This is a genomic window from Endozoicomonas montiporae CL-33, assembly GCF_001583435.1.
Taxonomy (GTDB): Bacteria; Pseudomonadota; Gammaproteobacteria; order Pseudomonadales; family Endozoicomonadaceae; genus Endozoicomonas_A; species Endozoicomonas_A montiporae.
Genome location: NZ_CP013251.1, coordinates 4,475,915 through 4,497,625 on the forward strand (window position 1 = coordinate 4,475,915; position 21,711 = coordinate 4,497,625).

General features: G+C 48.6%; 20 protein-coding genes and 7 tRNA genes. 10 read left to right on the forward strand and 17 right to left on the reverse strand.

Features of this window, described 5'->3' with window-relative positions; all coding sequences use genetic code 11:
* The first annotated feature begins 5 nt into the window (after positions 1 to 5).
* Positions 6 to 914: a phosphatase PAP2 family protein gene (locus EZMO1_RS20495; protein WP_034878039.1), complete on the forward strand. Its 909-nt coding sequence runs from the start codon at positions 6 to 8 to the stop codon at positions 912 to 914.
* Positions 915 to 1,035: 121 nt separating this feature from the next.
* Positions 1,036 to 2,028, forward strand: coding sequence for a nucleoid-associated protein (locus EZMO1_RS20500; protein WP_034878040.1), 993 nt, complete (start codon positions 1,036 to 1,038; stop codon positions 2,026 to 2,028).
* A 295-nt stretch (positions 2,029 to 2,323) separates the two neighbouring features.
* Here EZMO1_RS20500 and EZMO1_RS27870 read toward each other — a convergent pair whose 3' ends face one another.
* Positions 2,324 to 2,452: a hypothetical protein gene (locus EZMO1_RS27870; RefSeq protein ID WP_269077886.1), complete on the reverse strand. Its 129-nt coding sequence runs from the start codon at positions 2,450 to 2,452 to the stop codon at positions 2,324 to 2,326.
* Between EZMO1_RS27870 and EZMO1_RS20505 the strand changes: the two genes are divergently transcribed.
* Complete coding sequence (locus tag EZMO1_RS20505) at positions 2,452 to 3,222, forward strand: hypothetical protein (RefSeq protein WP_034878041.1); 771 nt, start codon at positions 2,452 to 2,454, stop codon at positions 3,220 to 3,222. The two genes, EZMO1_RS27870 and EZMO1_RS20505, sit on opposite strands and share 1 nt — an antisense overlap.
* Here EZMO1_RS20505 and EZMO1_RS20510 read toward each other — a convergent pair.
* Entirely contained in the window at positions 3,219 to 3,968 is a 750-nt protein-coding gene (locus EZMO1_RS20510) for a class I SAM-dependent methyltransferase (protein WP_222842150.1), read from the reverse strand. The genes EZMO1_RS20505 and EZMO1_RS20510 overlap by 4 nt on opposite strands.
* A 99-nt stretch (positions 3,969 to 4,067) precedes the next feature.
* Between EZMO1_RS20510 and EZMO1_RS20515 the strand changes: the two genes are divergently transcribed.
* Complete coding sequence (locus tag EZMO1_RS20515; protein ID WP_034878043.1) at positions 4,068 to 4,253, forward strand: DUF3094 family protein; 186 nt, start codon at positions 4,068 to 4,070, stop codon at positions 4,251 to 4,253.
* Between the two features lie 35 nt (positions 4,254 to 4,288).
* Entirely contained in the window at positions 4,289 to 5,614 is a 1,326-nt protein-coding gene (locus EZMO1_RS20520) for an NAD(P)/FAD-dependent oxidoreductase (protein WP_034878044.1), read from the forward strand.
* A gap of 65 nt (positions 5,615 to 5,679) precedes the next feature.
* Here EZMO1_RS20520 and EZMO1_RS20525 read toward each other — a convergent pair.
* From EZMO1_RS20525 to EZMO1_RS20560, 8 genes are all read right to left on the reverse strand, one after another.
* Positions 5,680 to 5,755 (reverse strand) — tRNA-Lys (locus EZMO1_RS20525).
* Between the two features lie 43 nt (positions 5,756 to 5,798).
* Positions 5,799 to 5,874, reverse strand: a tRNA-Lys gene (locus EZMO1_RS20530).
* Between the two features lie 75 nt (positions 5,875 to 5,949).
* A tRNA-Asn gene (locus EZMO1_RS20535) sits at positions 5,950 to 6,025 on the reverse strand.
* Positions 6,026 to 6,089: 64 nt separating this feature from the next.
* Positions 6,090 to 6,165: transfer RNA gene (locus tag EZMO1_RS20540), tRNA-Lys, on the reverse strand.
* 36 nt (positions 6,166 to 6,201) lie between these two features.
* Positions 6,202 to 6,277, reverse strand: a tRNA-Asn gene (locus tag EZMO1_RS20545).
* Between the two features lie 42 nt (positions 6,278 to 6,319).
* A tRNA-Lys gene (locus EZMO1_RS20550) sits at positions 6,320 to 6,395 on the reverse strand.
* A 70-nt stretch (positions 6,396 to 6,465) separates the two neighbouring features.
* Positions 6,466 to 6,541: transfer RNA gene (locus tag EZMO1_RS20555), tRNA-Asn, on the reverse strand.
* 170 nt (positions 6,542 to 6,711) lie between these two features.
* A complete protein-coding gene (locus tag EZMO1_RS20560; RefSeq protein WP_034878045.1) occupies positions 6,712 to 7,281 on the reverse strand; it encodes a TetR/AcrR family transcriptional regulator in 570 nt (189 codons plus the stop codon).
* A gap of 94 nt (positions 7,282 to 7,375) precedes the next feature.
* On the opposite strand from EZMO1_RS20560, the gene EZMO1_RS20565 reads away from it, so the two are divergent.
* On the forward strand, positions 7,376 to 7,915 hold the full coding sequence (locus tag EZMO1_RS20565; protein ID WP_034878046.1) for a dihydrofolate reductase family protein: 540 nt from the start codon (positions 7,376 to 7,378) through the stop codon (positions 7,913 to 7,915).
* 107 nt (positions 7,916 to 8,022) lie between these two features.
* On the opposite strand, the gene EZMO1_RS20570 is transcribed toward EZMO1_RS20565, so the two are convergent.
* On the reverse strand, positions 8,023 to 8,625 hold the full coding sequence (locus EZMO1_RS20570; protein WP_034878047.1) for a peroxiredoxin: 603 nt from the start codon (positions 8,623 to 8,625) through the stop codon (positions 8,023 to 8,025).
* Between the two features lie 236 nt (positions 8,626 to 8,861).
* Between EZMO1_RS20570 and EZMO1_RS20575 the strand changes: the two genes are divergently transcribed.
* Together EZMO1_RS20575 and bfr are read left to right on the forward strand one after the other, a co-directional pair.
* The gene (locus EZMO1_RS20575) at positions 8,862 to 9,635 is read left to right on the forward strand and encodes a class I SAM-dependent methyltransferase (RefSeq protein WP_082212286.1); all 774 of its coding nucleotides are present in this window, start codon (positions 8,862 to 8,864) and stop codon (positions 9,633 to 9,635) included.
* 275 nt (positions 9,636 to 9,910) lie between these two features.
* Positions 9,911 to 10,384, forward strand: a complete 474-nt coding sequence (bfr, locus tag EZMO1_RS20580) for a bacterioferritin (protein WP_034878049.1) — start codon at positions 9,911 to 9,913, stop codon at positions 10,382 to 10,384.
* An 82-nt stretch (positions 10,385 to 10,466) separates the two neighbouring features.
* On the opposite strand, the gene grxD is transcribed toward bfr, so the two are convergent.
* The 3 genes from grxD to EZMO1_RS20595 form a co-directional block, all read right to left on the reverse strand.
* A complete protein-coding gene (gene grxD / locus EZMO1_RS20585; protein ID WP_034878050.1) occupies positions 10,467 to 10,793 on the reverse strand; it encodes a Grx4 family monothiol glutaredoxin in 327 nt (108 codons plus the stop codon).
* A 104-nt stretch (positions 10,794 to 10,897) separates the two neighbouring features.
* Positions 10,898 to 11,707, reverse strand: coding sequence for a M48 family metallopeptidase (locus EZMO1_RS20590; protein WP_034878051.1), 810 nt, complete (start codon positions 11,705 to 11,707; stop codon positions 10,898 to 10,900).
* Positions 11,708 to 11,860: 153 nt separating this feature from the next.
* Complete coding sequence (locus tag EZMO1_RS20595; protein WP_034878052.1) at positions 11,861 to 13,129, reverse strand: pyridoxal phosphate-dependent aminotransferase; 1,269 nt, start codon at positions 13,127 to 13,129, stop codon at positions 11,861 to 11,863.
* Positions 13,130 to 13,331: 202 nt separating this feature from the next.
* On the opposite strand from EZMO1_RS20595, the gene EZMO1_RS20600 reads away from it, so the two are divergent.
* On the forward strand, positions 13,332 to 13,730 hold the full coding sequence (locus EZMO1_RS20600) for a hypothetical protein (protein ID WP_034878053.1): 399 nt from the start codon (positions 13,332 to 13,334) through the stop codon (positions 13,728 to 13,730).
* A gap of 33 nt (positions 13,731 to 13,763) precedes the next feature.
* On the opposite strand, the gene metE is transcribed toward EZMO1_RS20600, so the two are convergent.
* From metE to EZMO1_RS20615, 3 genes are all read right to left on the reverse strand, one after another.
* Positions 13,764 to 16,055: a 5-methyltetrahydropteroyltriglutamate--homocysteine S-methyltransferase gene (metE, locus tag EZMO1_RS20605; protein ID WP_034878054.1), complete on the reverse strand. Its 2,292-nt coding sequence runs from the start codon at positions 16,053 to 16,055 to the stop codon at positions 13,764 to 13,766.
* Positions 16,056 to 16,260: 205 nt separating this feature from the next.
* The gene (locus EZMO1_RS20610) at positions 16,261 to 17,850 is read right to left on the reverse strand and encodes an ATP-binding protein (protein WP_034878055.1); all 1,590 of its coding nucleotides are present in this window, start codon (positions 17,848 to 17,850) and stop codon (positions 16,261 to 16,263) included.
* Positions 17,851 to 17,872: 22 nt separating this feature from the next.
* Positions 17,873 to 18,586, reverse strand: coding sequence for a winged helix-turn-helix domain-containing protein (locus tag EZMO1_RS20615; protein WP_034878744.1), 714 nt, complete (start codon positions 18,584 to 18,586; stop codon positions 17,873 to 17,875).
* Positions 18,587 to 19,433: 847 nt separating this feature from the next.
* On the opposite strand from EZMO1_RS20615, the gene nrdA reads away from it, so the two are divergent.
* Positions 19,434 to 21,704 (forward strand): class 1a ribonucleoside-diphosphate reductase subunit alpha, encoded by a 2,271-nt coding sequence (nrdA, locus tag EZMO1_RS20620; RefSeq protein WP_034878056.1) that lies wholly within the window; start codon positions 19,434 to 19,436, stop codon positions 21,702 to 21,704.
* Positions 21,705 to 21,711 lie beyond the last annotated feature (7 nt).

The window sequence follows — 21,711 nt, forward strand, 5'->3', positions numbered from 1 at the left end:
CCGTTATGGATACCTTTATTATTATTTCCAGCATGCAGCAGCATCTTGCCTTTGTTGATGCACCTGTGCGCGCACTCTCCACCTACGGTTATTCTTACTATTACCTTTTGGTCGCTGCGATCGTTTTCTGGAGCGGCTTTACCCGTGCCGGAGGCAGGCTGGCCATGGGGACGGTGACCAGCAGTGTTGTCTTTGGCTCCTGTCGTCATTTCTTTGCCTCACCCCGCCCCTACTGGATTTACCCCGAACTGTTCAACGGGATGACAGAAAAGTCCTATGGAATGCCTTCCGGGCATACACAAAACGCCACTATGTTCTGGGGGTTAATGGCTTACAGCCTGAAAAACAGGTGGTTCTGGCTGGCAGCTGCCGCTTTGATTCTGTTAACCGGGATTTCAAGACTCTATCTGGGCGTTCATTTTCCTTTGCAGGTTGCCATCGGGCTAATGTTGGGTTTAACCCTGTTGCTGTTATTCATTCTCTTTGAACAGCGGGTAATAGATTTTCTCCAGCCTATGCCTGCCTGGAAAAAAATAACCCTGACTGTATTTGCCACCTTTCTGCCGTTTGTTTTTATCCTGATTTGTCGGGAAGTGTTGCATATCGGCTCAACCAGCCACAATCCATTACCCTACAGTTTGTTTTTACGATTCAACGGATTACTGACCGGCTGCGCTGTTGGATTACTGTTTACCCTGCCTGTAACGCCTTCTTTGCGACTGTTTTTCACCCGCGCCATTCCCGGAACCATCAGTGTCATTGTCATCTGGCAAAACATGCCGGAGCTTAACAGCCTGAAAGATCATCCTGTTCAGTTTTACACAGCACGGTTCGGTCTGTATACCTCGCTGGCTCTCTGGGCTACCTGGCTCTGGCCTCTTTTGCACCAGCGGCTGGGAGCCTTTCGAACTTAAATCTCACGAGCAAACAACCGCATTTGCAAACAAATGGCTATGTTTACCAACAGATAGCTATGCTCGCGAATAAACAGTCTGTACCATTAACCGATTACTGACAGTCAATCTCCAAGTACCCATGGCTATTAAACAGATCCTCGTCCATCAGCTGGAACAAAACCCTGAAAGCAACGCCCTGACCACAACAACAGGTCATATACTGCCCCCCACCCCGGCTTTGGAGGCTATGCTGGATGACCTGCTGCAAACCTATAACAAAAAACAGGATAAACGTTACGGTCAATTTGCTGCGGAGCCTGAAAGCCCGTTCCCGGCAGAACTCGGCCAATACCTGAATGACGAGCTGACGTTTGAAGATCTGACCGTTAACACACTGAGTCAGATCAGTGAAAAGCTGGGAGAAGCAGGCGCTCTGGGCGGAGGCTATGTTCTGTTTGCAGACTATCAGCAGGGACTCACCCGTTATCTGATACTGTGCATGTTGAACAGCAACATCAGCGTTACCGTTACAGAAGACCTTTCCATACAGGACTGTGCTTACCTCGACACCGGCAAAATGTCTCTGGCCTGTCGCATTAATGTGACCGAGTGGCAAGGCAACACCGACAGTGGCCGCTATTTGTCCTTCCTGCGTCCCCGGGGCGGGCGACGTCTGAGTGATGTATTCCAGGAAGCTCTTGGGTGCAGCGAAACCAGTGGCAGCAAGGAAGAAGCCGACACTCTGGTAAAAGCCGTAAAAGCGTTTGCCAGCGAAGCACCCTCACTGGAGAACCATAAAGAAGTCAGTCGTCAGGTATACGACTTCTGCCAGACTAAAGTAGATGAAGGCGATGCCCTGACTCTGGAAGAATTAACCGGCTATCTCAGTGAAGCCGGATCAGACGAATTTGCACGGTTCGTCAACACCCGCGACTACGATATGACCACGCCCATGGCGCCGGAAAAACGGACACTCACCAAGCTGGTTCGTTACACCGGTCGCAGCAAAGGGCTGACTCTGGCCTTTGATGCCGAGCTTCTGGGCACTCAAGTGCATTACGATGAAACCACTGACCAGCTGGTCATTAAAGGCGTTCCGGAAAAGCTGAAAGAGCAACTGAAAGGTCAATAATACCAATCAAAATAATTAGCTTCGTCATGAGCATGCCTTTTCAGCCGGTTAGGCAAGGCGGCGTGAGAAGCCATAGCCTTTATGCCCTATGGGTAGTAGCTATGGCGACGAATGCCAACGCAGAATAACCGGCTGAAAAGGCAGCGAATAGAATAGCTAATTATTGCGATTGGTATAAGCTCTCCATAAAGGTATGACCGGGGGGGACAGATTCACTCTGCTTCCTGTCAGCGATAACATTCCATTCTTTCTCTGCCATTTACACAGCTTCGCTCCTGCTGAATTACAGCGCTGTTCATGCGATGATGATTAAGTTCGACCAGAGTAATCCGATAATAACAGGCATCAGCCAGACATAATCAAACACCGGAGCCACCTGTTTTGCAGCGACTTTTACCCCCATCAGCATTCCAGCTAGCATCATTGCTCTTTGCTTTATTCATCGCCGGTGTTTCATTCAAGGCTTATTCCAAGGAAACACTGACAGCGAATAACCTGACGCCTGAACACATCATCCGTCAGGAGCTTCTTCTGAATCAGCTCATCGTTAATATTTACCTGTTACAAATTGACTTTCTCAACAGCGATGCACGGGAGAAAATACAGGACAACCTTTCACTGCTCGACTCATCCATTCCCAATCTTCCTACCCGGGGAGAAGATGGCGAAACCAGCGGCCTGCTCGCCACCACCAAGGCACTCTGGCCGGTTATCAGCCGTCATACCAGCTGGATGGGCAACTTGCCCAAACAGTCCCGCCCTCCGGAGGCTAGCAGCCTGTTGCTGGCGCTGGCCAAGCTGGATCGCCAGCTGTTACTCCTCAGGCAGAAACTGATGACCCAGACACCTGTGCAAAAACCGGAATTAAATATATTGGAGCAGGCTTTGCTAATGCAGAGACTCTCCAGAGAGTACCTGGCTCTGGCGATGAATGATCAATCTTCTGATATGGCACAATCCAGTCAGCAACAACTTCAGACTCTGGCCAAACATTTCAATGAGCGCATGCATCGCCTGAAAAGCCAGTACCAGAAACATCCTTATGCTGGCAAGCCGATCCGTCAGGCTCAGGCGGCCTGGCTCTTCATTGCTGACAGTATCCAGAGTTACCCACAGAAAGCCATTCCCGAGATGGTGGCTAAATACAGTGATCGCATTGTTGGCAAACTGACTTCTGTTCACAAAATGTTTTAAGTTTTGCGAGTCATTTCGCAGACTCTCTGAACATAAACGTCGGCAGCACCCCATGGAAAACAGGCTTCAAACTGATCCATCACTTCAAACGCAGGCTGATCAATGTAAGGTTGCAAAGAATAGCTGACAGTCACAATGCGGGTACCTGCCGATAACAAAGCCAGCTTTTCCGCCAACTGTGTGATCACCACATCATCCAGATCAGAAGCAAACAGATAAATGATCGTCGCAGAACTCAGGTCGGAATTCAGATAATCTTCACGGCAAACGTTAACACCAGAAATCCTTAACAACCTGACAACCCAGCTCAGTCGCCAGACAAAACCCGGCACCTGCTCAATGGCGGTTACCCGACATCCGGCTACAAGATTTAGCCACAACGAGGTAAAACCACTACCAGCCCCCAGTTCAAACACATGGTCATCACCAGACAAACCAATACGATCAGCCATACTGGCTAATGACATCAGAGGCGTTTCACCGTAACTATAAAAATCATCAGCATTCATCCATTTCAGATATCGCCGACTAACGCTGTAAGGGCCGGAAAAAAGGTAGAGAAACTTCAGCAGGCAATAACTCAACAAAAATATCTTACAGGCTCGAAAGCGCCATAGAACGCAAACAAACTCTTTCCATTCCTGATACTTAACATTCAATCCAAGCCCTATCAGTTTCAGCACAGAATTTTCCAGTCGTTCATCTATTTTTTTTATTAAACCAGTACGAATGCACCATTCCAACACAACAACCGCGTTTTACAGTCACTCTCAACACAAGGTATGGTTAGATTGTGAGCGAGGAAAATTTGTACTACCTTACCAAGCAGTCAGGGGATTTTAATAATGGACAGAACCCAGACCCGACTGAAGCCAGAAGATCAGGCCAAAGTCGATGATTTTTTGAATCGGGGAACCAACGCCACTGAACGCAATGCCTTCAGACCCTTTAAGCTAATGCTCTGGCTGGCAGCTATTATTGTTGTGCTTGGAGTACTGAGCAGGGTCATTGGCGTATTCATCCTGGGCTAATTACTTTTTACAGCAAATAACCGTGCGATATCCAAGTGAATAATGTAAATAAAAATGATCATTTACACCGGATTGTCATTGTTGGCGGGGGAGCCGGAGGACTGGAACTGGCAACAATGCTTGGGCAGTCCATTGGTAAGCAGAAAAAAGCATCCATTACACTGGTTGATGCACAGCGAACACATTTCTGGAAACCGTTATTGCATGAGGTAGCCGCAGGCTCCCTGAATGCGTTTGAGGATGAACTCTGCTATCTGGCCCAGGCAAAGTGGAATCACTTCCACTTTTTACTGGGCCGAATGACCAATCTGGACAAAGACAACAAAACCATCGAGCTGGCTCCGATCTGCGATGATTACGGCAACGAAGTCGTATCCCGTCGCCAACTGGAGTACGACACACTGGTTCTCTCGGTGGGCAGCACGGCTAATGATTTCAACACCCCCGGCGCTCCGGAAAATTGCCTGTTTCTGGACAACCGGGAGCAGGCGGAGCGCATACACACGACACTTCTCAACCATTACCTGCACGCACAGGCATCTGGCAGCGCGCAGTCAGAGCTGAACATTGCCATTATTGGCGCTGGCGCAACGGGCGTTGAACTGTCTGCGGAACTGCACAACGCTGCCATTGAACTGGCGCATTACGGTCTGGATGCCATTTCCCCCCAGAATGTCAAAATCACCCTGATTGAAGGGGCACCACGTATTTTGCCGGTACTTCCGGAACGCATTAGCAACAGCGTGCATAAACAGCTGGAAAAGATGGGCGTCACCATCATGACCGGACAACTGGTCAGCGAGATCCATCAGAACTCGCTGGTCACCCTCAGTAAAACGACTCTGAAATCGGATCTCAGCATCTGGGCTGCAGGCATAAAAGCACCGGGGTTTCTTGGCAAGCTAGGGCTGGAAACCAATCGCATCAACCAACTGGTGGTAAGACCCACATTACAAACAACGCAGGATGACCATATCTATGCATTTGGTGACTGCTCCAGCTGTACAATAACCCTTAAAAACGGCAGCGCCCTGACTATTCCACCTCGCGCCCAGGCTGCCCACCAACAGGCATCACTGCTGGCAAAAAGTCTGAAAAGAGTGGTAGCTGGCAATGATCCCATGAACTTCACCTACAAAGACTATGGCTCTCTGATTTCACTCAGCCGCTTCAGCGCTGTTGGTAATCTTATGGGGGCAGTGACGGGTGATATGATGGTGGAAGGTGCACTGGCCAAGCTGTTTTACATCAGCCTGTACCGAATGCATCAGATGACGCTGTTTGGCAAGGTTCGAACCGGGGCTTTGATGCTGAAAGACGCCCTGGGCAAAACCACGCGTCCCCATCTAAAACTTCATTGATGCTTTTCAACAAAAAAATTCACAACGAAAAAAGCCGCTCTGACGAATCAGAACGGCTTGGAAAATGGTGGGTCGTGTAGGATTCGAACCTACGACCAATTGGTTAAAAGCCAACTGCTCTACCAACTGAGCTAACGACCCACAAGCTACCAGCTACGCAAACTGTTAACCTTGTAAGTAAAAATGGTGGGTCGTGTAGGATTCGAACCTACGACCAATTGGTTAAAAGCCAACTGCTCTACCAACTGAGCTAACGACCCACGCCGTTTACCAGGCACGCAACCTGACAAACGCACTAACAACCCATTCAAAGATTGAACAAGTTGAAAGAAAAGTGGCTCCCCGAGCTGGACTCGAACCAGCGACCAATAGATTAACAGTCTACTGCTCTACCAACTGAGCTATCGGGGAACAATTTTTATCTTCAAAAACACCAGAGACATTGAATAATCCCTATCCGTTCTCAAAGAGAATATGGTGGGTCGTGTAGGATTCGAACCTACGACCAATTGGTTAAAAGCCAACTGCTCTACCAACTGAGCTAACGACCCACAAACAACCAGCCACACAAGCTGACCATTTAAATATGGCTCCTCGAGCTGGACTCGAACCAGCGACCAATAGATTAACAGTCTACTGCTCTACCAACTGAGCTATCGAGGAATTAAGGCCAGACAACTTAACACATAAACGCAACAGAAGGAATGGTGGGTCGTGTAGGATTCGAACCTACGACCAATTGGTTAAAAGCCAACTGCTCTACCAACTGAGCTAACGACCCATGCCGTTTATCAGATACGCAACCTGATAAACCCTGCCGCACTTCAACTCAAACAAGAATCTGAAAGAAGTGGCTCCCCGAGCTGGACTCGAACCAGCGACCAATAGATTAACAGTCTACTGCTCTACCAACTGAGCTATCGGGGAATCGCGTTCGGTGATGCGTTGTCGTCATCACCTGACGGCAGCGAATATTAATGAGATTTCTGAAGGAGTCAACCCTTTATCCAAAACAATGTGCAAAAAAGGCTCAAAAAAAGTTTCAGAGATAACAAAGAGATATATCAATATCCGGACTGGATAAGTTTCATACACACTCAATCAATGTTCTGCTCCAAAGCGAACATCACCATTCTGACCGGACGCTCAATATCTGTGGCTAAAATCGCTCCCGACTTCTTTTGGCACTCCATATTTTGGCACTCCATAGCCAGAACAAAACCGTGAAGATAATCTGCAATCAGGTTTAGAGCATCATCGATTAAAACCTTGGGTAATGATAACGGTGCCAATGCCAACTCAAACCGTTCTCTGAAGACGTCAGCCGGACCGAATTTCTTCATGGACAGCATGGTTTCCAGCAAACCCGGATGCCGGTTTAACAGAGACACATAGCTGATACACAACCGCAACACGTCACCCTGCCAGTCACCTCGCCCCTCTGGCTTATAAATATCACTCACCAGAGCCACGGTAACTGCCTCCAGCAATACCGCTTTACTGGAGAAGTAATGGTAGATCGCCATTGCATCGACTCCCAGCTCCGCCGACAGCCTGCGTATGCTCGGCACCTTACCTTCTGCTGTTAACAGTTCTCTGGCTGCAAGAATAATTTTATCTGCTGACAGAGAGCTGCCTGCACCTGACGGTCTGCCCCGTTTTTTCATCGTTTAGAATTTCCACGTATACAAACTTGTTTTTTCTACACTGTAGAATAAACTCAAAATTCACCATCACTCAACTGAATGATTGTAAAAACTTATGAGTAACATTGTTTATATTGCCACCAGCCTTGATGGCTACATTGCCGATAAAAATCACGGGCTTGACTGGCTGCACAGCACACCCAACCCGGATAATGACGATATGGGGTTTATGGACTTCATTTCCAGAGTGGATGCGCTGGTGATGGGGAGAAAGACCTTTGAAATAGTCGCCGGTTTTGATGGTGAATGGCCTTATCCAAAGCCTGTTTTTGTGCTCAGTCGTACTTTGAACAGCATTCCGGAACATTTACAGGACAAGGTATTTCTTATTAATGGAGACACTGAAGCCGTCACGTCCGACCTTCATCAACGCGGCTACAAAAACCTTTATATTGACGGTGGTACAACGATTCAGCAGTTCCTGCAGCAGGATATGATCGACGAGCTGATTATTGCCAGGATTCCGGTGGTGCTTGGCGGTGGCATTCCATTATTTGGCAATCTGGAGCAGCCACTGTCTTTTAAGCATACTGAAACAAAAGTACACCTCAACGCCATTGCACAAAGTTTCTATGTACGAAACCGTGCCCATTAACCTCTGAAAAAACAAAAGACACTACCAGTTCATCATGGTAGTGCCTTTACAGGGTAGCGCCTTTATATGCTCAAACAGGCTTGCCCAATAACCGTATAGTCTTTTACTTACAGTTCTTCAGCGCTTTCAGCGAGGTACTTGGCAACGCCGTCAGGAGAAGCGTTCATGCCTTTGTCACCTTTGTTCCAACCTGCAGGGCAGACTTCGCCATGCTCTTCATGGAACTGAAGTGCATCCACCAGACGAATCAGTTCATCCATATTCCGCCCCAAAGGCAGATCATTAACGATCTGGGAACGTACCACACCCTTGTCGTCAATCAGGAAAGCACCACGGAACGCCACACCGCCTTCAGACTCAACATCATAATCTTTGCAGATCTGATGGGTCATATCAGCAGCCAGAGTGTATTTAACCGGACCAATACCACCTTCATTGACCGGAGTGTTACGCCAGGCATTGTGTGTAAAGTGAGAATCAATAGAAACACCAACCACTTCAACGTTACGTTCTTTGAACGCATCCATACGATGATCCAGAGCAATCAGCTCCGATGGACAAACAAAAGTGAAGTCCAGTGGGTAGAAGAACAGAATACCGTATTTGCCACGGATAGCTTCCGAGAAGGTAAACCCATCGACAATAGTGCCATCACCCAGAACCGCAGGAACGGTAAAGTCAGGAGCCTTCTTGCCTACCAGTACGCCCATTTATTTATCTCCGGTTAGTTAACTGTGTCCAATAACACTCAGAGCCAACCTGTCCTCGTTGGCTTATATAGAGCCTCAACATCCTGAAGCTGCTGCCAATCATACACACCGCAGGTATTTTTGCCTATGTTCGCGACAAAAATAACTACCGGCAGAATAGACTGATCTCAAATGAAAGTCGGCCACAAGCTAAAAATCCTGCCTATACTCCTGTCTCCAAAACCTACATTCTGGGTATGAGCATGTCGGAGCCGGATAAGCTTTATCATAAAATGGCACACCCTGCCGGTGTTGCGTTCTCGGTCACCAACCCGCTGATTGATCACTGGCTTAACTGCTGGAATAACACCAATCCTCTGCTGGATATAGGTTGCGGCAACTGCCACAACAGTCTGAAAGCCTTGGATTTTGGTGCACAGGTTTATGCAACAGAGCTTAATGAAAACAGCTTGCATTTGCTGCAACAGGAACATAAAGACAAAGCTGACCGACTTAGTTTTCATCTGGCACAACTTCCTGACAGCATGCCTCTGCCAGACAATTACTTTTCCGGTATTCTCTGCTCCGAGGTGTTTCACTTTCTTAAACACGAAGAAATTCTGGCATCTATACAACAGCTTCACCGTTTATTAATCCCCGGTGGTAAAGCGGTATTAACCTGCGCCTGTGAAGACATACAGATTTTTCAGGCAGTGAACCTCAGGCAAACAAAAGAAACACAACGGCAAAAATATCCAGACAGGATGGATCCTGTGGATCATTATATTGACTATTTCGAACAGGCCATTCGTGAATTCGAGCCAGATCACGAAGCCTGGCAACTGAGAACGTTGTTAGATTCAATACTGCCCAGAGATATGTTTAATTACTTCAACCCGGATCAACTGGCAAAAGCCTTTGCCGATGCAGGTTTCCACATAGACCTCATCACAACAGGTCCCGCACTGCATTACCCGGCATGGGAACACGGTGAGCACGATCATGTAAGGCTCGTGGCTGCAAAACAATAAGCCTGCATTGATGACGCGTTCACGGGCTCTGTAAAGCAGAAAAGTGCATGATCCGGGCCCGTTACTCGACCAAAATCTTTTAATAAAAAATTTTCAATAAAAGCCTCTTGAAAAGTGATTAAATCCTAAACATTCAACACCGCCCACTCAATGCAAATGATAAATATTATCGTTATCTTTCAAGTAGATAGTTTTTGACAGATTCCGGTGTCACTCCATACTTGGTAGGTTAACGGGCAACCGTTTTTTTATTATTCCAGTAACGGATACCTATCATGAATGGTGATCAAACTGTTATCGAACACCTGAACAAGGCATTGATGAATGAGCTGACAGCCATTAACCAGTATTACCTGCATTCCAGCATGTTAAAAAACTGGGGAGTGAAAAAGCTGGGCAAAGAAGTCTACAAAGAATCCATTGATGAAATGTGGCACGCTGACTGGCTGATTGAACGAATATTGTTTCTGGAAGGAATGCCTGACTTTAAACATCTGGACAAGCCTATTCTGTCAGACTCTGTTCAGGGTATTCTTGAATCAGACCTGCAACAGGAAAAGAAAGCGATTCCTGTATTAAAGGAAGGCATTAAATGCTGTGAAAAAGCGGGCGATTATGGCTCAAGGCAATTGCTGGAAAAAATACTGACAGCTGAAGAAGAGCACATGGACAGTCTGGAGGTTCACTTGCACCAGATTAAAATACTGGGCATGGAAAACTATCTACTTTCCCAGAGCGCTGACGAATAAATACGTAAACAATTCCTGCTTAACCGGGTTGGACGCTAGCAACAAGCAGAACAGTCCAACCCGCAAAGCTTCTGGCAAACAGTTACTCGCTTGTACCAGCCGCTTCAGACACCAGCTTCTGCAAATCGCCACTGTTGTACATATCGATCAGAATGTCGCATCCACCGACCAGCTCGCCACCTACCCACAGCTGTGGAAAGGTCGGCCAGTTCGCGTATTTTGGCAGATTGGCGCGAATGTCAGGGTTAGCCAGAACGTCAACAAAAGCAAACTGTTCACCACAGGCCATCAGCACCTGAACCGCTTTGGATGAAAAACCGCACTGAGGCAGTTTTGGGGACCCCTTCATATAAAGCAGAATGTTGTGAGTTTTAATTTGTTCCTGGAAGTCTTCGAGTTCAAATGCCATTAGAACAGCCTGTTTATTAATAGAAATAAGTCTGGAGCATCATAGCAAAGGTATAACCCAGCGGTACACTGGGTTATACAACAATAACTATCAATCAGCGCACATTAATGCGGTTTCCCCAAGTGCTGCACCTTGGGAATATTAGCCCTCAAACCGGAAATCCGCGTGTTATGCGCAGGGTGAGTACTCATAAACTCCGGCGTTCCACCTCCGCCAGCGGCTGACATTTTCTCCCAGAGAGTCACCGCAGCGTTCGGGTCGTACCCTGCTCTTGCCATGAGTTCCAGTCCAATCAGGTCTGCCTCCACCTCATTGGTTCTGCTGTTTGGCAGGGTCATCGCATAATTAACCACCACATCTGCCATCTGCATCATATTCTGGTCGGTTCCCAGTAAAGCGGCCGCAGCACTAAAACCGAGTTGCTGAACATAGGCACGGGACATGGCTTCACGACCATGCTCGCGCAGCGCATGAGCCATCTCATGACCCATAATCGCAGCAATTTCATCGTCGGTGAGTTTCAGCTCATCCAGAATGCCGGTATAAAACATAATTTTCCCCCCCGGCATACAATAAGCGTTCAACTGCTTACTGCTGAGCAAATTAACCTCCCAGTCCCAGTGCTGAGCGTCCATACGAAATACACTAACATGCTGCACCAGCCGGTCAGCAATCTCTCTCAGTTGCTTTAATTGTTTCTGATTCTGATTCAGGGCTCCCTGTTCCTTACCCTTAGCCAGTTCCTTACGGTAGGCCTCGGCAGCCATCTGGTTGACTTCGCTTTCTGAAAGAAGGGTGACCATTCGCTGCTGACGCTCAACACCAATGGTACCGGGTGAGGTGGTAGAAACCGACTGACATCCTGTCAGCATCATTGCTGCCCCTACAGCAATCGCTCTGAACAACTTCTTCATAATTTATTTACCAACACTATTGAGCGATGTTTTATGTAACAGTGCCACTCTTCCTCCCCCGACAACAAAGATGGCACTTTAAAAATAAAGAATGCAGCCATTGAAACACACGGGCTGCATTTGCTTTAACCTGATTCAGGTCAGGTTTTCTTTTTAATCCAGCCAGCTGGCAATTCGATCACAAGCCTGTACCAGCTTTGGGCAGTGTGCTTCTACAAAAGCATCCCCGGATAAACCGCTGTCGTTTATAGCATCCAGAGCCTCACCGCCATCAAAATCCACAAACGCCATGCGAGTGTACAACTGATTGTCGTCTAATCCAAAGTCCGAACCCGGCAATACGGCTACTCCCTTCTCGTCGAGCAGTCTCTCACACAACGATTCCGACGAGAATATACCCTTTGCTTCCAGCTTTGGCCGAACCTTCTCAAAACTGGTGAGTAAATAAAATCCACCCACTGGCTCTTCCATTTCCAGCCCGATTTTACTTAGCCGTCTCACCATATACGACGATATTCGTTTCAGTACATCACGGGTCGCAACCAAATAAGCATCAAGCGCCGCAGATCGGGAAAACGCTGTGCAGGCAGCGTATTGTGTCGGCGCACTGATGGACGTAAAGGTTTCACTGGCAATCACGGCCATGGCTTCCTGCAACGGTCTTAATGCGTCAGGCAACAACATCACTCCCAGTCGCCAGCCTCCGGCACCACACCACTTACTCAGGCCGCTACTGATGACCGTTCCTTCCGGGTAATAAACAGACATGGATTGATGCTGTCCATCAAAGGTGGTTTCCGCATAAATCTCGTCTGCCACCACAATAATTCCATGTTTGCGGGCAACCAGTGACAAAGCTTTCAGGCTCTCAGCATCATAACTGCAACCGGTTGGATTACTGGGGTAATTTAGAATCAGAATGCGTGTCCTGCCCGGTTCCTGCTGGCAGAATGCATCCAGTTCATCCGCCTGCAACCGCCACTGGTTTTCCGGTTGAGTCGGCAGATGAAACACTTTTCGGCCCAACAATTTCGCCTGAGGCGCATAAGACACCCATGAAGGCGCGGGAATTAACAGATCACCTTCGCAGGCCATCTGTAAATTAAAAATCAGTTCCTTGGAGCCCGGCCCGACCAGAACGTCATCTGCCTTTCTTGGAATACCATCGCGCTGCTGATAATACCTGGCAACGGTTTCACGCAGCGTATAAAGCCCCTTAACCGGTAGATAATCTTTCTCATGAGCATGTTGTCTTAATGCGGCGGTAACTACTTCGGGAACGGGAAAAGGAGATTGCCCAAGCCCCAGTTTAATTATGTCACGTCCCTGTTGGATCAAGCGGTTACTGTCTTCGTTAATCCGCAGTGTGGCTGATGGTTTCAGCCCTCTCACATTCCTGTTGAGCTGATCGACTTTAATCATTGTTATTTTTCTGATTCGTCCTGTGACCGATAATACCCGCCCAACGAGGGTAATGTTTTCAGGCAGGTATACGCTGATTTAACACCCTATTGATTTAAGAGAACAACTGTTTTTTTCAATACATTGTATTTTTTTGTAAGAAACCGGATTCTGTCGCCATTGGCTACAATGGTGGCCAACTTCCTCTAAAGAATAATGATCCATGAAACAGACACCCAATCTTTTGATATTGCCACTGATATTGCTGTTATCAGCCTGTGGTTCACTTTCCAGAACCAATACAATGACTGAATACTATCAGCTTGAAACGAACCTGCTGATTGACGGCAGACCTCTTAATGAACAAAGCATCGAACTGCCAGGTCAGACAACCACAATTCTTTATTTTTATGACGACGTGCTGAATCAAACGTACAAAGTCGAGTACGCCGTCTTACCGGGAGAACAGGAACACACTCTGTTTATTGATACCCAGATGTACCGTACGGTAAACAGTCCTAATTTTCTGGTGTACGACAACGAGGAAGCAGCAGCCGTTTTTCAAGAGGAGGCTCCGGAGATTGAAATTAAAGTCAAAGCCAGACAGATCCACCGACACTGACAACCCGCCAGCTCTGCTGGCGGGCAGACGGTATCAGTATTCAGCTCTCAGCTCACGAGCCACCTGAACCATATTACTCAGGGCCTCTTCCACTTCAGGCCAGTCACGGGTTTTCAAACCACAGTCTGGGTTAATCCAAAGACGTTCAGCCGGAATTTTTTCAGCAGCTTTTTGCATAAGCTGTTTCATCCAGCTTCTTTCTGGCACATTGGGCGAATGAATATCATAAACCCCGGGGCCAATCTCATTGGGATATTCAAACTCCTCAAAGGCATCCAGCAGTTCCATATCCGAGCGAGAGGTTTCAATGGTAATGACATCTGCGTCCATAGCCGCAATGTATTCAATAATGTCGTTAAACTCGCTGTAACACATATGCGTATGAATCTGGGTTTCATCCTTTACACCACTGGCCGACAAACGGAAGCAGTTGACAGCCCAGTCAAGGTATTCAGGCCAGTCTGCCTTTCTCAGGGGAAGCCCTTCCCGGATCGCAGGTTCGTCAATCTGAATAACCTGAATGCCTGCCTGCTCCAGATCCACCACTTCTTCGCGCAATGCCAGCGCCAACTGTTCGCAAGAGACTTTTTCAGGAATATCGTCCCTGGTGAAAGACCAGCACAGAATCGTCACAGGCCCTGTCAGCATACCTTTCATGACTTTATCGGTCTGCTGCTGGGCAAAGACACTCCAGGTGACCGTCATGGGCGCTGGCCGACTGATATCACCATAGATAATCGGTGGTTTAACACAGCGGCTCCCGTAACTCTGCACCCAGCCATACTCTGTGAAAGCAAAGCCGTCCAGCTGCTCACCAAAGTATTCCACCATATCATTGCGCTCTGCTTCGCCATGAACCAGAACGTCCAGCCCTAACGACTCCTGCCGTTTGATCGTGGACTGTATCTCCTGCTGCATAGACTCAAGATACTGCTGATTGCTCAGCTGATTCTTACGATAGAGACTGCGTTGACGACGGATTTCGCTGGTTTGTGGAAACGAGCCAATCGTGGTCGTAGGAAACAACGGCAAGTTCAGTTTTTCCCGCTGCAAGCTATGCCTTTTAGCGTAAGGTGATTGCCGTTGCATCATTCCCGGGGTGATCGCACTGACGCTTTGTTCAACATCTTTCCGATGCACACGTCTTGATGTTTTTCGGCTACAGGCCACTGCGTCCGATAAGGTAAACCGGGTTCGGGTACTGTCGCTGCTATCGCCGGATAATGCCCTGCCTAATACAGCAACTTCTTCACACTTCTGGACCGCAAAAGACAACCAGGATTTAATTTCATCATCCAGTTGTTCTTCAGTAGACAGGTCAACCGGGACATGCAACAGGGAGCAGCTGGAAGACACCCAGAGCCGGTCACCCAGTTTCTCACGGGCGGGTTTTAACTGCTCAAGAATCGCGGAGAGGTCAGAACGCCAGATATTGCGCCCGTCAATCACGCCCACCGACAAGGTTTTGTAAGCGGGTAATCGATCCAGCTCCTGAAGCAACTGTTCAGGAGCCCGAACCAGATCAACATGCAAACCTTCAACAGGCAAGTTAACGACAGTCGTCGTAGCATCATTCAGGCCACCAAAATAAGTCGCCAGCATGATTTTAACGTTATGATTCTGAAGCCGGTTATAAACATTCTCACAAGCCTGCAGCCATGGCTGCGGAAGATCCAGAACCAGAACAGGTTCATCAATATGTACCCAGTCAGCACCCGCTTTGGCCAGCTCTTCCAGAACCTGACCGTAAACATCGATCAGACTGTTCAGCAACTCCAGTCGATCAAAGCTTTCACCTTTTATTTTGCCGAGCCATAGCCAGGTTAACGGCCCAATCAGCACCGGCTTGGTATTAAAACCCTGTTGTATAGCTTCTGCGGTTTCTTCGATGACAGACTGGCTGGTCAACTGGAATGTCTGACCTTTATGCAGTTCGGGCACAATGTAGTGATAATTGGTATCAAACCACTTGGTCATTTCACAAGCGGCGGCAGGCTTACCTGTTGGTGCCCGGCCTCTTGCCATGCGAAACAGGGTATCCAGTAGATTATCCGCATTCGTTTCATTGCCATCCCGAAAGCGCTGCGGAATCGCGCCTAGCATCAGGGAGTGATTCAGCATCTGGTCGTACCAGGCGAAGTCACCTGTAGCCACCCGATCCATACCTGCATTCTGTTGCATTCGCCAGTGCATTGACCGTAAACGCTTACCTTCCGCCATCAGGGCTGACTGATCGAGATCACCTCTCCAGTATGCCTCTGTCGCTTTTTTCAGTTCACGATGTTTGCCAATTCTGGGAAAACCAACACAATGCGAAGTCGCCATTGCCACCCTCCTTGAAGGTGATATGTCATGGGTTTTACTGGATTTATTCTGCTAATGGCTACAGTGCCTATAACAGGTAGGAACCAGTTTGGTCGATGAATGGCAATGCTTCAAATTGAATTGAAAAAACAAAAACGACGGAAAGTTTATATTAAGTATCGGACATGCAGACAGACACACGCAGTCTGTCTGCAATAACCCGATATCAGCGACGTTGTTTGCGGGGCCAAACAAGGCTGAAACGGGCACCGCCCATGGGGCTATGACTGACCATCGCCCGACCATTATGCCAGTACATTATACGACGTACGATAGACAGTCCGAGACCATAACCGCCTGTATTACGGGTACGACTGTCATCCAGCCGGGTAAAAGCAGAGAACACCCGATCCCATTCCGACTCGGCAATGCCTGGCCCATCGTCATCAATATCCACCCTGCAGGTTTCCTGAGTGGAGGAAAAACGCACTTGCACCCTGCCACTGGCATAACGACAGGCATTACCCACCAGATTCTGAATAGCACGGTGAATATAACGACGGTCAACATCCGCAAAACGTCTTGGGTCGAGTACATTACACGGAATATGTTCAATGGTGACACGATCCTGCAGCCGACCGTATTCACTCACCACCTGCGCCACGACTTTATCAACATCGTGTCGTTTATAACGAATCTCCGGAGCACCCTGTTCAAGATTGGCATAGGTCAGAAATTCATCGACCAGGTTATCCAGCTCTTCGATATCCTTATCCATCCCCTCCAGTTGTTTCTCACGCTCCTCACTGGTTTGGGCGTCTGCCACCAGATCCAGACCAAAACGCAGACGGGCCACCGGCGTTCGCAGTTCGTGGGAAACACCGCGAATCATCTCTTTCTGCAGGCTCAGTAATCGCTGAATGTATCCGGCCATCGCGTTAAATGCCGAGGCAAGACGACCAATAGAATCGGTGCCACCGATGGAGACCCTCACATCAAAATCTCCCCGACTGAATCGGGTAGCTGCCCGTTCCAGACGACGCAGGCGCTTTTCCATGCCACGTACCAGAATATAGATCGCCAGACTGATTGAGGTCAGCACGAACAGGCCAATGGAAATCATCAGCTTAAAGGGATAGGGGTTTAACAAGCGCAGAGGTCCCAGTCGCAGAAGCTCGCCCGTATCAGGCAGGCTGGTATACATGGAAATACTCTGACCTTCATCGTCCAGCAACACCAGCATACTGCCCTGACGTAACTCTTCCTGTTGCACCGGCAGTAACCGGGTCTGCGTCTCCCTGAGCAGATGTACCGGATAACTGAAGGATTTCTCCGACAGTTCCTGCAAGCGTTGCCCGCGCATTTCTGGCTCATAACGCAACAGTTTTTCCCGAAGCAGGCTCAGGGTGCCATTGATAATCTGTTCCGAAATATTGAGCACGCTTCCCTGTAGCAGCTGGCTTTCACCAAGGCGGGTAGACACCAGCGCACGATTATCATCCAACATCTGGATATAAACACCTGAACGATCCATATGACCAAGCGCTTTGTCACTCAGTTCAGCCTCGGCAACCGGTACGATTGAAAAAGGAATGGCAACGCGATAAGCCCACTCATCCAGCCAGCTCTGACGTTCTTGCTCAGGCAACTCCTGAAGACTTTCGGATACCAGCCGGAAAGTACCACGCACCATATCTTCGCGGTATTCACCCAGCCTCTGGCCATTAATCAGCGTGACCGACATGCCGGACAGCACCGCCACCAGCACCAGCGTAAACAGCAGCCCGCCATATATCCGGAGAAAAATACTACTCACAAACCTAACCTGTCACTGCCGCTTAATCACTCTTCACAAACAGATAGCCTTTACTGCGCACTGTTTTGATCAGGCGGGGATGCATGGGGTCATCACCAATCTTGGGTCGAATTCTGGAAACCCGCACATCAATAGAGCGATCCTGGCCGTCGTATTCAATGCCTCGCAGCTGGGCAAAAATTTCTTCCCGGCTCAACACCCGACCAGCGTTGGAGCACAACAGCCACAGAAGGTCGAACTCGGCACTGGTCAACTCAATACTTTCCTGGTTCAGCCAGGCTTCGCGCATAGCATTATCGACCACCAGCGGACCAAAGGTCAGACGACTGGTGTTTTCGTCCTGTTCATCTTCCACCGGGGCAACAGCACGGCGCAGCAAAGCCCGAATACGAGCCAGCAGCACCCTGGGGCGAACCGGTTTGGCAACATAGTCATCGGCACCCATTTCCAGACCCAGAACCTCATCAAGATCCTCTGCCCGGGCAGTAAGCATCAATATCTGCCCATGGTACTGACCACGAACCCGCCGACAGATCGATATCCCGTCTTCACCGGGCAGCATCAAATCCAGAACCACAAGATCCGGACGCTCCTGCAGAATACGCTCAACCGCTTTTCCACCGTCGCCTTCCACAGTCACCTGCAGACCATTATTTTCAAGGTAATCCCGGGTCAGGGCTGCCAGCCGCTCATCATCCTCAACAATCAGTATCCGGCCTGTCTCTGTATTTTCCACAAGCAAACTTCCACCACTCAACATATTCTGCGTGATACTACTACAGCACTGCGCCAGAATCCTGCCTGTTCAGGGACTATAGCGTCGGTTGTTACAATATCACGACAAATTTGACACCAGATTCATAAAAAGACTCATTCGTTCAGACTATTTTTTCTTCACTCTGTTTTTTTTGCCCTGATTCGTAAAAAAATGACATGTCAGCAGCTAACAGTTCAGCAAAATGGCAACCACTATATGTTGTGGTCAACAAAAACCCCGCCACTCTCGGGTTCAGAAAAAATCAATAGCATTTTCTTTATCTAAAGGGTTCGATATATTTCTTTTTATTATAAAAAAATTTGGGTCTTCATCATGAGCTGTCAGATACTGTTTGAGCCCGATAAAAAAGACAAATCACAAGTTTGCAAACACTAACATGAAAGTAAATTCACACGTTTTTCACTGTATTTCCACGACAGCGTCAGCTTGAACTTCTGCCGATACCGCATTATCTTGTGTATATAAACACACAGCATACAACATGTTGTATGCAGGGCAGTCGGCACACCACTATATGTCATGGTCGCATCGCTGACTGCGAGTACCTGAGAGTACCCATCAAGGCGCGGTAAGAACGCTAAACGTCAGGGAAGAGTACTTAAAAACACCCGGGCAATCATCTGTCCGGACTGGTTATCTAAGATGCGTGTTGCAGTTGAATCTGGTTTTTTTATCAATACAGGTTATAAGCACGCGATCAGTATCTCCCGTTCGTTCTCTGGCTTCTGTGTCTCTGTCTGATGCAGTCGGCGGGTCTCACTTCGACTTCGAAAACACAACATATTGATTTACAGGTAAGGGCTGAATGAATAAAAACATCCTGGTCACCAAGAGAAACGGCGACAAGGAGCAGCTGGATCTGGACAAGATCCATAAGGTAATCGCCTGGGCTGCTGAGGGATTAGACAATGTTTCTGTGTCAGAAGTGGAACTAAAGTCACACATACAGTTCTACGACGCAATCCAGACCACGGATATTCATGAAACCCTGATAAAGTCTGCTGCCGACCTGATCTCTGAACAAGCGCCTGATTATCAGTATCTGGCCGCCAGACTGGCCATTTTTCATCTGCGCAAAAAAGCGTACGGCCAGTTTGAACCTCCGGCACTCTACGACCATGTGCAAAAGCTCTGTGAAGCAAAAAAGTACGACATTCACCTGTTAACAGATTATAGTGAGGCAGAGTTCAGCCAGATGAACAGCTTCATTGATCACCAGCGCGACATGGACTTCAGTTACGCCGCCGTCAAACAGCTGGAAGGTAAATATCTGGTTCAGAACCGGGTGACGGGTGAATACTACGAAAGCCCTCAGATGCTGTATATGCTCATCGGTGCCTGCCTGTTTTCCAGCTACCCGAAAGACACCCGAATGGACTACATTCGTCGTTTTTATGACGCAGTGTCCACCTTCAAGCTGTCTTTACCAACGCCTATTATGGCCGGGGTCAGAACACCGACCCGGCAGTTCAGCTCCTGTGTTCTTATTGAGTGCGGAGACTCTCTGGATTCGATCAACGCCACATCCAGCGCCATTGTCAAATACGTCAGCCAGCGAGCAGGCATCGGTATTAACGCAGGCCGTATTCGCGCTATTGGTAGCCCGATTCGGGACGGCGAAGCCTTCCATACCGGTTGTATCCCTTTCTACAAGCACTTCCAGACCGCTGTTAAATCCTGCTCCCAGGGCGGTGTCAGAGGAGGGGCGGCCACCTTATTCTACCCGTTGTGGCACTATGAAGTGGAAAACCTGCTGGTACTGAAAAACAACCGAGGTGTGGAAGAAAACCGTGTACGCCACCTTGATTACGGTGTTCAGTTCAACCGTCTTATGTATCAGCGACTGATTCAGGGCGGCAACATCACCCTGTTCTCGCCCAGCGATGTGCCCGGCCTTTACGACGCCTTTTTTCAGGATCAGGAAAAGTTTGAAGCATTGTACGAACAGTATGAAAAAGACGACAGTATTCGCAAAAAGACGTTGAAAGCGGTAGAACTGTTCTCCCTGTTTGCCTCCGAGCGAGCCAGCACCGGCCGTATTTACCTTCAGAACGTTGACCACTGCAATACCCATAGTCCGTTTGACCCTGCGGTGGCTCCGGTACGTCAAAGCAACCTTTGTCTGGAAATTGCCCTGCCTACCAAACCCTTACAGCATGTAATGGATGAAGAAGGTGAAATAGCCCTGTGTACACTGGCCGCCTTCAACCTTGGCAAAGTGGAACAACTGGACGAGCTGGAAGAACTGTCAGACCTGCTGGTACGGGCACTGGACAGTCTGCTGGACTATCAGGATTACCCATTGCCTGCCGCTTACAACGCCACTATGGGGCGCCGTCCACTGGGTGTGGGCGTGATTAACTTTGCCAACTATCTGGCCAAAAACAGCGTGCGTTACTCCGACGGTTCCGCCAACGGCCTGACCCACAAGACCTTTGAAGCCATCCAGTACTACCTGCTGAAAGCCTCTAATCAGCTGGCGAAAGAACAGGGCACCTGCACCAAGTTCCATGAAACCACGTATGCCAAAGGTATCCTGCCCGTCGATACCTATAAGCAGGATCTGGACGCAGTATGCAAGGAACCTCTGCACCTGGACTGGGAAGCCCTGCGTGGTGAAATTCGGGAATACGGACTGCGTAACTCAACCCTGACAGCCCTGATGCCCTCTGAAACTTCATCCCAGATCAGCAATGCCACCAATGGCATCGAACCACCCAGAGGCTATGTCAGCGTTAAAGCCAGCAAAGATGGCATTCTCAAACAGGTTGTACCGGACTATGAAGCATTACGCGAGCGTTACGAGCTGATGTGGGACATTGACAGCAACGACGGTTATCTGCAGCTGGTAGCGATAATGCAGAAGTTTGTTGACCAGACCATTTCAGCCAACACCAACTACGATCCGGCTCGCTTCGAAGGTGGCAAAGTGCCCGTCAAACTGTTACTGAAAGACCTGTTAACCGCTTACAAACTGGGGGTTAAAACACTCTACTACCACAACACCCGGGATGGCGCAGCGGATACCCACGAAGATGTTGATGACGGTTGCGCCGGCGGTGCCTGCAAAATTTAACAACGAT

Coding starts and splice junctions, on each gene's coding strand:
- EZMO1_RS20565 (WP_034878046.1), top strand. CDS start 7,376: ATGAGTAACATTGTTTATATTGCCACCAGCCTTGATGGCTACATTGCC.
- EZMO1_RS20575 (WP_082212286.1), top strand. CDS start 8,862: ATGAGCATGTCGGAGCCGGATAAGCTTTATCATAAAATGGCACACCCT.
- EZMO1_RS20515 (WP_034878043.1), top strand. CDS start 4,068: ATGGACAGAACCCAGACCCGACTGAAGCCAGAAGATCAGGCCAAAGTC.
- EZMO1_RS20570 (WP_034878047.1), bottom strand. CDS start 8,625: ATGGGCGTACTGGTAGGCAAGAAGGCTCCTGACTTTACCGTTCCTGCG.
- EZMO1_RS20500 (WP_034878040.1), top strand. CDS start 1,036: ATGGCTATTAAACAGATCCTCGTCCATCAGCTGGAACAAAACCCTGAA.
- EZMO1_RS20495 (WP_034878039.1), top strand. CDS start 6: ATGGATACCTTTATTATTATTTCCAGCATGCAGCAGCATCTTGCCTTT.
- EZMO1_RS20595 (WP_034878052.1), bottom strand. CDS start 13,129: ATGATTAAAGTCGATCAGCTCAACAGGAATGTGAGAGGGCTGAAACCA.
- EZMO1_RS20590 (WP_034878051.1), bottom strand. CDS start 11,707: ATGAAGAAGTTGTTCAGAGCGATTGCTGTAGGGGCAGCAATGATGCTG.
- EZMO1_RS20600 (WP_034878053.1), top strand. CDS start 13,332: ATGAAACAGACACCCAATCTTTTGATATTGCCACTGATATTGCTGTTA.
- nrdA (WP_034878056.1), top strand. CDS start 19,434: ATGAATAAAAACATCCTGGTCACCAAGAGAAACGGCGACAAGGAGCAG.
- bfr (WP_034878049.1), top strand. CDS start 9,911: ATGAATGGTGATCAAACTGTTATCGAACACCTGAACAAGGCATTGATG.
- grxD (WP_034878050.1), bottom strand. CDS start 10,793: ATGGCATTTGAACTCGAAGACTTCCAGGAACAAATTAAAACTCACAAC.
- metE (WP_034878054.1), bottom strand. CDS start 16,055: ATGGCGACTTCGCATTGTGTTGGTTTTCCCAGAATTGGCAAACATCGT.
- EZMO1_RS27870 (WP_269077886.1), bottom strand. CDS start 2,452: ATGATGCTAGCTGGAATGCTGATGGGGGTAAAAGTCGCTGCAAAACAG.
- EZMO1_RS20560 (WP_034878045.1), bottom strand. CDS start 7,281: ATGAAAAAACGGGGCAGACCGTCAGGTGCAGGCAGCTCTCTGTCAGCA.